Annotated in this window: 14 protein-coding genes; 2 read left to right on the top strand and 12 right to left on the bottom strand. The window is 35.3% G+C overall.

Annotation, left to right across the window (positions count from 1 at the left end):
- Window positions 1–86 precede the first annotated feature (86 nt).
- Both ACKI2W_RS01815 and ACKI2W_RS01810 read left to right on the top strand, forming a co-directional pair.
- On the top strand, window positions 87–917 hold the full coding sequence (locus tag ACKI2W_RS01815) for a BRO family protein (protein WP_407378829.1): 831 nt from the start codon (window positions 87–89) through the stop codon (window positions 915–917).
- A 135-nt stretch (window positions 918–1,052) separates the two neighbouring features.
- A complete protein-coding gene (locus ACKI2W_RS01810; protein WP_407378828.1) occupies window positions 1,053–1,229 on the top strand; it encodes a hypothetical protein in 177 nt (58 codons plus the stop codon).
- Between the two features lie 173 nt (window positions 1,230–1,402).
- Here ACKI2W_RS01810 and argH read toward each other — a convergent pair whose 3' ends face one another.
- From argH to ACKI2W_RS01750, 12 genes are all read right to left on the bottom strand, one after another.
- Window positions 1,403–2,824, bottom strand: coding sequence for an argininosuccinate lyase (gene argH / locus ACKI2W_RS01805; protein ID WP_407378827.1), 1,422 nt, complete (start codon window positions 2,822–2,824; stop codon window positions 1,403–1,405).
- A 53-nt stretch (window positions 2,825–2,877) separates the two neighbouring features.
- Window positions 2,878–3,030 (bottom strand): 30S ribosomal protein S27ae, encoded by a 153-nt coding sequence (locus ACKI2W_RS01800; protein WP_149730994.1) that lies wholly within the window; start codon window positions 3,028–3,030, stop codon window positions 2,878–2,880.
- 9 nt (window positions 3,031–3,039) lie between these two features.
- Window positions 3,040–3,348, bottom strand: coding sequence for a 30S ribosomal protein S24e (locus tag ACKI2W_RS01795; protein ID WP_407378826.1), 309 nt, complete (start codon window positions 3,346–3,348; stop codon window positions 3,040–3,042).
- Window positions 3,349–3,367: 19 nt separating this feature from the next.
- The gene (locus tag ACKI2W_RS01790) at window positions 3,368–3,877 is read right to left on the bottom strand and encodes a GTP-dependent dephospho-CoA kinase family protein (protein WP_407378825.1); all 510 of its coding nucleotides are present in this window, start codon (window positions 3,875–3,877) and stop codon (window positions 3,368–3,370) included.
- A 7-nt stretch (window positions 3,878–3,884) separates the two neighbouring features.
- Window positions 3,885–4,061, bottom strand: a complete 177-nt coding sequence (gene spt4 / locus ACKI2W_RS01785; RefSeq protein ID WP_407378824.1) for a transcription elongation factor subunit Spt4 — start codon at window positions 4,059–4,061, stop codon at window positions 3,885–3,887.
- 2 nt (window positions 4,062–4,063) lie between these two features.
- Window positions 4,064–4,624 carry a DNA-directed RNA polymerase gene (locus ACKI2W_RS01780; protein WP_407378823.1) on the bottom strand — a complete coding sequence of 187 codons (561 nt, stop codon included), beginning with the start codon at window positions 4,622–4,624 and terminating at the stop codon, window positions 4,064–4,066.
- A gap of 68 nt (window positions 4,625–4,692) precedes the next feature.
- A complete protein-coding gene (locus ACKI2W_RS01775; RefSeq protein WP_407378822.1) occupies window positions 4,693–5,085 on the bottom strand; it encodes a PIN domain-containing protein in 393 nt (130 codons plus the stop codon).
- A gap of 15 nt (window positions 5,086–5,100) precedes the next feature.
- Window positions 5,101–6,315: a translation initiation factor IF-2 subunit gamma gene (locus tag ACKI2W_RS01770; protein ID WP_407378821.1), complete on the bottom strand. Its 1,215-nt coding sequence runs from the start codon at window positions 6,313–6,315 to the stop codon at window positions 5,101–5,103.
- Between the two features lie 62 nt (window positions 6,316–6,377).
- On the bottom strand, window positions 6,378–6,764 hold the full coding sequence (locus ACKI2W_RS01765) for a 30S ribosomal protein S6e (protein ID WP_407378820.1): 387 nt from the start codon (window positions 6,762–6,764) through the stop codon (window positions 6,378–6,380).
- Between the two features lie 37 nt (window positions 6,765–6,801).
- Window positions 6,802–8,592 carry a translation initiation factor IF-2 gene (infB, locus tag ACKI2W_RS01760; protein ID WP_407378819.1) on the bottom strand — a complete coding sequence of 597 codons (1,791 nt, stop codon included), beginning with the start codon at window positions 8,590–8,592 and terminating at the stop codon, window positions 6,802–6,804.
- A gap of 28 nt (window positions 8,593–8,620) precedes the next feature.
- Window positions 8,621–9,073 carry a nucleoside-diphosphate kinase gene (gene ndk, locus ACKI2W_RS01755; protein WP_292797820.1) on the bottom strand — a complete coding sequence of 151 codons (453 nt, stop codon included), beginning with the start codon at window positions 9,071–9,073 and terminating at the stop codon, window positions 8,621–8,623.
- Window positions 9,070–9,231 (bottom strand): 50S ribosomal protein L24e, encoded by a 162-nt coding sequence (locus ACKI2W_RS01750; protein ID WP_149731004.1) that lies wholly within the window; start codon window positions 9,229–9,231, stop codon window positions 9,070–9,072. Before ACKI2W_RS01750 ends, ndk begins: the two co-directional genes overlap by 4 nt.
- Between the last annotated feature and the right edge of the window lie 46 nt (window positions 9,232–9,277).

Raw genomic sequence — 9,277 nt, 5'->3', positions numbered from 1 at the left:
CTTTAATCAACAAGAAAAACTATATAAATTATTAAAATAAATATTATATTAATTATATTTTTCAAAAAACAAATAAAGGCGAAATTATGGAAGAAAAATATGCAATAAAATTATTTCAAGAATACAAAATAAGAACAAAATGGGATTCAGAAATAGATGATTACTACTACTCAATAATAGATGTCATTGCGGTTTTAACTGAAAGCAAAAATCCAAATAGATACTGGAGTGATTTAAAAAGAAAGTTAAAAAATGAATCAGGTCAACCTTACGAAAATATCGTAAGGTTGAAACTTAAAGCCCATGATGGTAAAATGCGTGAAACAGATGCTGCCAACACCAAACAATTATTACGTATAGTACAGTCAGTTTCATCACCAAATGCCGAACCATTCAAACAATGGTTAGCCCAAGTTGGTAAAGAAAGACTTGAAGAAGTAGCTGACCCAGAAATAGCTATTGAAAGAGCAATAAACACTTATCGTGAGAAAGGATATTCAGAAGAGTGGATTACTCAAAGAATGAAAAGTATTGAAACACGAAAAGAATTAACTGCTGAATGGGACAGAGTTGGTGTTGAAAAAGGAATTGAATATGCAATATTAACTGATGACATCTCAAGAGCATGGTCAGGAATGTCTACAAAGGAATACAAACAATACAAAGGTCTGAAAAAAGAAGGATTGAAAGACAATATGACCAACATTGAACTGATTTTAAATATGCTAGCAGAAGCATCCACAACCGAAATCAGCAAAGTTAAAAATCCAGACGGATTTAATGAAAGCCGTGACGTTGCTAAACGTGGAGGAAATATTGCAGGTAATGCAAGAAAAGAGCTTGAAGATGCAACTGGTCGAAAAGTGGTCAGTAAAAAGAATTCAAAAACACCAGAATTACTTGATGAAAATCTATAATCCTTAAAGAATGTTTTAACATTTATACATTATGAAATTCATATAATATGCCATCACCTAAAAAAATAATACCGATAATCTCACCAAGCAATGAATCACTAGACTTAATATGGAGTTTCTACAAAACAAGATAACATGTTACATAAAATGTGTCCGAGATGCGGATCTAAAAAAGTTAAATGGATTATTCCACAGAACTGGTCAATGTGGCAATGCTTCGACTGCGACTATACAGGCCCAATCATTGAAGGAAACGATGAGCTTGCAGAGGAAATCCATGAATCATATATGGAATCAAAAAAGAATGATTAGATAGAAATATTCGGCCATAACAGAAGCTGAGCTTACATGAATTTATTCTATGTATTCCATTAAAAACCAAATATTTTCCAAATAACCATGCTATAATTACTTATAACAATACTATTTTTATAAAAAGGAATATATAAAATTTAGGTTAACCTAAAAAAATAAGTTAAAGGAAATTAAATTCCTTTTTTCTCAAATTCTTCATTTAAAAATACTTTAATGTTATCACGAGCGAGTTCGACCATTTCAGGAGCCGGCCCACCTAAAACTCGTCTGATTTTAACATTTTCGGCAGGATTTAAAGCGTCTTGAATTAACTCATCAGCCAATTCCAGCTTGTCAAAGCCCAAATCAACTGCAATTTCATCAATAAACTCAGAAGTAATATCTTCTTCAGCCATATCCTTAGCAGTTGCTTCATTTACAATACGGCCAACGATTTTGTGAGCGGTTCTGAAAGGAATTTGCTTTTCACGAACCATAATATCCGCCAAATCAGTTGCAGTTGCAAAGTTACGTCCTGCAAGCTCTGCGCATCTCTCAATATTGAATTCAACTGACAATAACATGCGTGTGACAATTGACAATGTATCCTCAGTCACTTTCAATGCATTCCATAAATGCGGAGTGATTTCCTGCAAATCACGGTTGTATGTGTATGGAATAGCTTTAAGAATAGTTAGGATAGTAACAAGTTCACCGTTGACAATTGTTGATTTTCCACGTGCAAGCTCTGCAACGTCAGGATTTTTCTTTTGAGGCATGATAGATGATGTGGATGAGTATTCATCAGCCATTTCTATAACGCCGAACTCATATGTACTCCATAAGATCAGCTCTTCGCAGATTTTGGATAATGTAGTACATAAAGCTGTCAGGTCAAATACAGTCTCTGCAATGAAATCCCTTGCAGAAACCCCATCCATTGAGTTTTCAAGATAAGCATCAAAGCCTAATAATTTAGTTGTTAATTCACGATTGATTGGAAAACTTGTAGTTGCCATTGCAGCTGAGCCTAAAGGATTTAAGTTAACACGTTTATAAGTATCCTCTAAACGTTCATAATCCCTTTTTAAAGCCTGTACATGAGCCATCAGATGATGTGCAATTGTAATAGGCTGGGCATGCTGGAGGTGAGTGAAACCTATAAAGACATCATGCAAATGGTCACCGGCCATTTCAACAATGCCTTCAATGAATTCCAAAATTCCAATCTGGATGCCTATGATTCGCTCTCTTAGGACTAATCTGATGTCAGTTGCAACCTGATCATTACGTGATTTTGCAGTATGCATGTAGCCTGCCTGAGGTCCGATTTTAGATGTTACATAGTTTTCAATAGCCATATGAACATCTTCAACTGACGGATCAAAGACCAATGCACCGTAGCCTTCTTCTTTAAGTTCATCAAGTGCACCTAAAATGTTATCTGCAATTTCAGCATCAATGATTCCTTCATGTTTTAACATTGAAGTGTGTGCAAAATTAGTTTTGATGTCTGCTTCAAAAATTATTTTATCGGCATCCAAAGAAGAAGTATATTCAGCCGCTTCATCAGCCATTCCTGTTTTAAATCTACCGTTTCTTATATTATCCACAAGAATCACAACTTAAAAAAAATTAAAAAAAGAAAAAGATTTAATTAAAAATCTTATTTTTTCATTTCAGTGTATCCGCATTTACCACAAGCTACTCTGTCACCATGGTCTGCCATGAATACACCTTCACCGCAACGAGGACAAATTTGGTTTTTTCTTTCAATTTTGTCGCCATCTACTTTGTAAAGATCTGATTTTCTTACCATTAAAATCACCTATTCTTCTTCATCTTCAGCTGGTTCAGCAGCTTCAGTGTTTTTAGCAATTACATGTTTAGTTTCAATGTATTCTAAGTCTTCTACGGTATCGTAAATTTTAGCATAACCTGCTGCTTTTGGTTCACCGTAGTGTGGCTGTACATTGTCTACGACTAATAAATCTTTTTTAGTATTTAATAAAGCTACTAATTTAGATTTAATGTCTAATACTTTAGGAGTAGCTTCTCCATCATAATCAACATAGAATTTGATTTCTTTTCTATTAAATAATTTATTTTCCTTTTCTTCAAAAATTTCAATTTCCATAATTAAGCCTCACTTAATTTTATTCTTCAATAAATGCATCAATCAACGTTTGAGCTTTATTTTTTGTATCAGAAACTTTTAAAATAACTAAACCTTCGTTAGGTTGACCATATAGTATGGTTGTATCCTCACTGGCCATTAAGATACAAGGAAGAACTGCAAGATCTTCTTCCCCCGCTACATCAATTACATAACATTCGCCACTGTCACATAAGCGAAGAGCTTTGCCTATGGTTTCCCATAGATCCTCAGTAATGCATCCGGCAGGATTGTTAGCCTTTAAAATATTTTCCGTATGTATAACATCATGATTGTGATTTTGTCTCTGAATCAAGTTATCGATTATAGCAAGATTGGGATAAATCTCATGTTCAAGAAGATTAGCAAATGTCGCATCGCCTACAGATATTAAAAACTCGCAAGATTTGATTTCATCAATCGCATCCTCGAAGTCCGGATATAATTTGCCCAAAGGCTTTTTAAGTTCGATTATTATATCTTTGTTTAATTCTGCATCCAAACGTAACACTCAATCACTACCTAACTCTCAAACAGTATTCACCTGGAATTTTGATATTCAATTCACGAGCCAATTCAGATTCTTCAGGATCAGTGATAATCAAAAGACCGCTCCAGTTATCGGAAGTCGGATTACCACATGACGGACAACGTTCATTTGCTGATAACATTTTACAAACAGTACACGCTTTCATTTTTAAGCCTTCTTACTTTTTTGTTTAGCTTCTTCAATCCATTCAAATCTACCTAAATTATTTTGTCTCATAGTAAGACCAATTTTAGTATCTTTAACAGAATTGTCTTTAAGACTGATAGCTACAGTTCTTGTTCTAACCAAATCGCCTACATCCAAAGTCTTACTGGATTCTTTTGCAAGCAATGCTCCTCTTTTGGCATCATAAGTAATGTAATCATCAGTTACTTGTGATACGTGGACCAAACCGTCCATAGGACCTATTCTTACAAAAGCACCGAATTCGGCTATTTCAATAACCTCACCGTCAATAATTTCTTGTTGTTCAGGTTTAAAGAATATTGAGTTGAAAACAACATTATGGTATGAAGCACCGTCACCCATAATGAGTTTGCCTTCACCAAGTTCTTCAATTTCATTGACACAGATGAACAGTCCTAAATTCTTGTCAAGACGACCGTTGTAAGTCTCATTTAAAGTCTCTATTGCGACTTTTTCACGGTCCTCATCAAATCTTCTAGGAGGTATTCTTACTGTGTCTTCAATTTTGACCTTGTAGTACAAAATAATCCCACATTTTTTTATTTTTTTATAATAATTTATTTGATTAATTTGATAAGTTTAATTATATTTTATATCTTACCGTCAACAGTTATATAATTTTTTTGCCTTAAATAGACAATAGTAATTCCTTTAGCCTTTGCACGTTTTTTCAATTCTATATCATTTGTAGCTAAAACTTCTGAAACTCTCAGTAACGCATCATCCACAGTTTCATTTTCAAGCAATGAAATATCCTTTATTTCAACTTTTGAAGAATTAGCTAACTTCAAGGCCAAATTAGCATTTAAACGTATTTTACCTTTGTTATTTCTTTTCAAACCCTTCAATTCATTGATAACAAAGCTTGGAGTAGTTAATTTGTAAGAAGGTAATACTTTTTCAAGTTCAGTGATGACATCAACATTGAACTGAAAAGGGACCATAAAAAAATTGGTATCAATTACAACTTCTTTTATGCTCATTATTGCCCTCAAACACTATTTAATAATACCGTAACCAATTAATCTCCAACGAGCACCAACACGACGGGACAATGCCACTCTGTCACCCGGACTAGCACATACAGGCAATTTAAGAGCAACATCGACAACATCCTTTTTGGTTGATGTGACAACGCCTATTGTGGTTGTAGTACCGCAATTTATCATTAAAGGCTCTTTGAGTTTAATTGGAGCAACTTCACGTTCCTCTTTGGTACCGACTACCCTGTCAAGCAAATGGGATTCCATAGTAAATGCATCCAAGACATCAGGCAATGTTCCTTCTTCACCAGCTACAGAACCTGATAGTGAATCTGATTTGGTTAAAGACGGATCCAATTTGGTTGCAATACCTACAAGTCCTCCCGGACCTATTTCCTCTACCTGCTTGCCGTTAGCTTCAAGGCCAATAATCTCTGAAGTCAGATATATTCTCTGATTATTGTTGTTGATGCCCGGTCTGATTTCAATGGTATCTCCGAGTTTCAACTTACCCTGAACCAAGGTACCTCCTATGACTCCTCCTTTGATTTTATCGGCGCCGGAACCTGGCTTGTTAATATCAAAAGACCTTGCAACGTGCATTAAAGCGCTGCCATCCAACTTCCTTTCCGGAGGTTCGATAGTCTTAAGCATGGCTTCAATTAATATATCCATATTAGCTCCTTGCTGAGCAGAAACTGGTATTATTAAAGCGTCTTCAGCACAAGTACCTTTAACAAACTCCTTAATTTCATTATAACTTTCAATAGCTCTTTCCTTTGAAACAATATCAATTTTATTTTGAACTACAATAACATCCTTAACACCGATAACGTCAAGTGCCATGAGATGCTCTTTAGTTTGTGGTTGTGGACAATGTTCGTTTGCAGCAATCACTAAAACTGCTCCATCCATTATAGCAGCACCGGATAACATAGTCGCCATTAGGGTTTCGTGACCCGGAGCATCAACAAATGAAACCTTTCTGATGAGTTCAGTTTCACTGCCACAGATTTCACAAACATCAGAAGTGGTATAACATTCAGGCTCGTCGCATTTAGGACATTTCTTGAATTCAATGTCTGCATAACCTAAACGGATTGAAATACCTCTTTTAGTTTCTTCACTGTGAGTATCTGTCCATATTCCTGATAATGCTTTGGTAAGAGTAGTCTTACCGTGGTCTACGTGACCAACTAAACCTATGTTAACCTCTGACTGTACATTCACAGATAACCACCTTTTTTAATAATTTTTTCATCATAAAAGTAAAAATAAGAAAAATAGTAGAACTATTCTTCCTCTTCTTCTTCACCAGCACCAAGAATTTCAGCTATTGGTTTTGATCCTTCACTAACAACAACACTGTTGATTTGTACTATATCATCAGCAATGGTGTTACCTCTTACGGTTTTTCTCCTTTTTACACCATCAGCTTTAGGGTGATAACCAATACCACCGGTTAATAAACTTTTGATTCTTCTAGTACCAGGAACATCTTTTTTCATGGTAAAACCATTTTTATCACTGCCTCCAGTGATTTTTAAGGTATAACCATCTAAACCAACGATTCCACCGTCAAATTCATCGCCGATAATTAAACCGTTTAAAGCTTTGGTGTCATCGACTTCCATTTGATAAGTATCTGCTTTATTAGAAACAACTACTTTGAATGCCATGGTATTCCTCCTTATTTTTTATTTATCATCATAATCATTATTCAAAAAGACCGAATTTTCCCCAATCAGGGTCCTGTTTGCGCTTGATTTCAACAAATTCATATAATGTTTCGAATTCGTCTTCGGTCAGTTTATCCTTAAATTCCCTTTCAATGAATTTGTAATGCTTTTCAGGAATGTCAATGTATAATTCATCCCCTTCATCAAAATCCTTACCGACTATTGCATTGTCAATAGCCATAGCAACCCTTTGACCTCTGGAAATGTCAGGCAATGTTTCGCCCTTATCTTCCATACTAGCAATTATTCCAACACTTTCACCATTTTTATTAATTAGTTTTTGACCTTGCTTGACGGTTCCGCTTAAAGCTTCAATACCAATAATTGCAGGTTTGCTTTGGCGGAAAACCAATTTAGGAAGTGACATGAATTTTGCAGGCTTGATGATTGCATTGTAGAATGCTTTCTTACGAGCTTCCTCTTTCTGTTTAATCCATTCTTCGTAATCTTCAATAATCTGGTAAATGACATCTCCCTTGAAGAGTTTAATTCCTGAATTATTCAAGTCCTCTTCTGAATTCGGAAGAACATCAACATTGAATGCTATAATGGCGCCATGCGCTTCATTTTCATTTAATGCTATTGAAGAATTGATAATGTCTCTGCGGTTTACATCACCAATGTCAGCTTCACGAATAGGAATATCCAATTCTTTTAATAATTGAACAATAGCTTCAAGAGAACCGAGAGTATCGGCCTTTACCAAAATACCTTCATCATCAGTGCTGATGGTAATGTCCTCTATTTCTTTTAAAAGCTCCTCTTCAACGTCCTCCTCATCATTCAAAACTCTTAAAGGAGAACCAGAAATTACATCATCCAAGTTAGGGGCAGCTATCTTGATACCTGCAGCCGCAACAACCTCATCAAATTTCTGGAATTTCTTTTTGGAATCTCTCATTTCCTCCAATGGAAGAGGCCTTAAAATAGATCTGATTTTGGTAGTTAAAACATCATTATTTGATGTCATCAAAGCTATTTCATCATTGGTTCTTAAAACGCCATCGTAAATGATGCTGTCAACAGTAAGCCCGAGTCCTGTTTCTTCCTTGATTTCCAAAACAGTACCTTTGGCCGGAGCATCCTCATTGATTTCAAGCTGCTCGGTAAGATATTCCTGAGCGAGACCTAAAAGCATAGCTAAAACTTCAATGATTCCTTCACCTGACCTTGCACTGATTGGAATGATTGTAATCTGTGAAGCGAAATCACTGACCCTGTCAAACCTTTCGGACTGGAAACCTTCCTTATGGAGGGTACCGACAATCTCATAGACCTTAGTGTCCAAGGCCTGTTTTACACTTTGAGCCTGGTCGTTAAAGGATTCCTTAAATGAAGCTCCCTCATGAGTTTCCCAACCGAAAATCATGTCAATCTTGTTAGCTACGACAATGAACGGAGTCCTATACATTTTAAGAATGTTTAAAGCTTCGTAAGTTTGTGGTTTGAATCCATCATTAATATCAACAATTAAAACGGCTAAATCAGCAAGAGCCCCACCACGTTTTCTCAAACTGGTGAAAGCTGCGTGTCCCGGAGTGTCAATGAAAAACAAACCAGGAATCAAATCCTTAATAGTCAATGCTGAAATGAAATTCCCACAAATTTCATCTATAGTATCGTTCGGAATTTCAGTAGCTCCAATATGTTGAGTAATACCGCCTGCTTCCTTATCAGCAATAGTACTTCCTCTAATATAATCTAACAATGTAGTCTTTCCATGGTCTACATGTCCTAAAACTGATACAATAGGGGATCTAATTTTCATAATATCTTTTTAAATAATATTTTCAAATTTATTCATAAATTAAATTGTTATCAACAATTTGATAATCACAAATTTCATCTTCATTAAAGAAAAGACCAATTTCTCTTTCTGCAGAAGCCGGAGAGTCTGAAGCGTGAATAATGTTTCTTCCAGTATCCATTGCGAAATCTCCTCTGATTGTTCCAAGATCTGCTTCTAAAGGATTAGTTGCACCAACTAATTTTCTGATGGTGGTAATTGCTTCTTCCCCTTCAATAACCATTGCAAGGGATGGTGAAGAAGTAATATATTCAACTAAGCTTGGGAAAAATGGTTTATCAGCATGTTCTCCATAATGAGTTTTTGCTAATTCTTCATCAATCTGCATTAATTTTACAGCTACAATTTGAAGACCTTTTTCTTCAAAACGAGACAATATTTTACCCATAAGACGTCTTTGAACAGCGTCCGGTTTCATCATAACAAAACTTTTTTGAATCATTCTTTAACCCATTTAACTTTTCTTGGAACTCTTCCGAGTTTAATCATATTCTTTTCACATTTGCTGCTACAAAAGAAATAAATTGAACCGTCTCTTTTGACGTACATCTTTCCAGTACCTTCTTCTATTTCTTTATGACAGAATGAACAAGTTCTCATGTTCTTACACCTTCTTAAGGAGTCTTAATTTCCTTAGCTTCTCTAA

It is taken from the genome of Methanobrevibacter sp. (genome assembly GCF_045603845.1).
Taxonomy (GTDB): domain Archaea; phylum Methanobacteriota; class Methanobacteria; order Methanobacteriales; family Methanobacteriaceae; genus Methanocatella.
The sequence above is the reverse complement of the archived record's forward strand: the minus strand, read 5'-3'. Positions and strand labels throughout refer to the sequence as shown.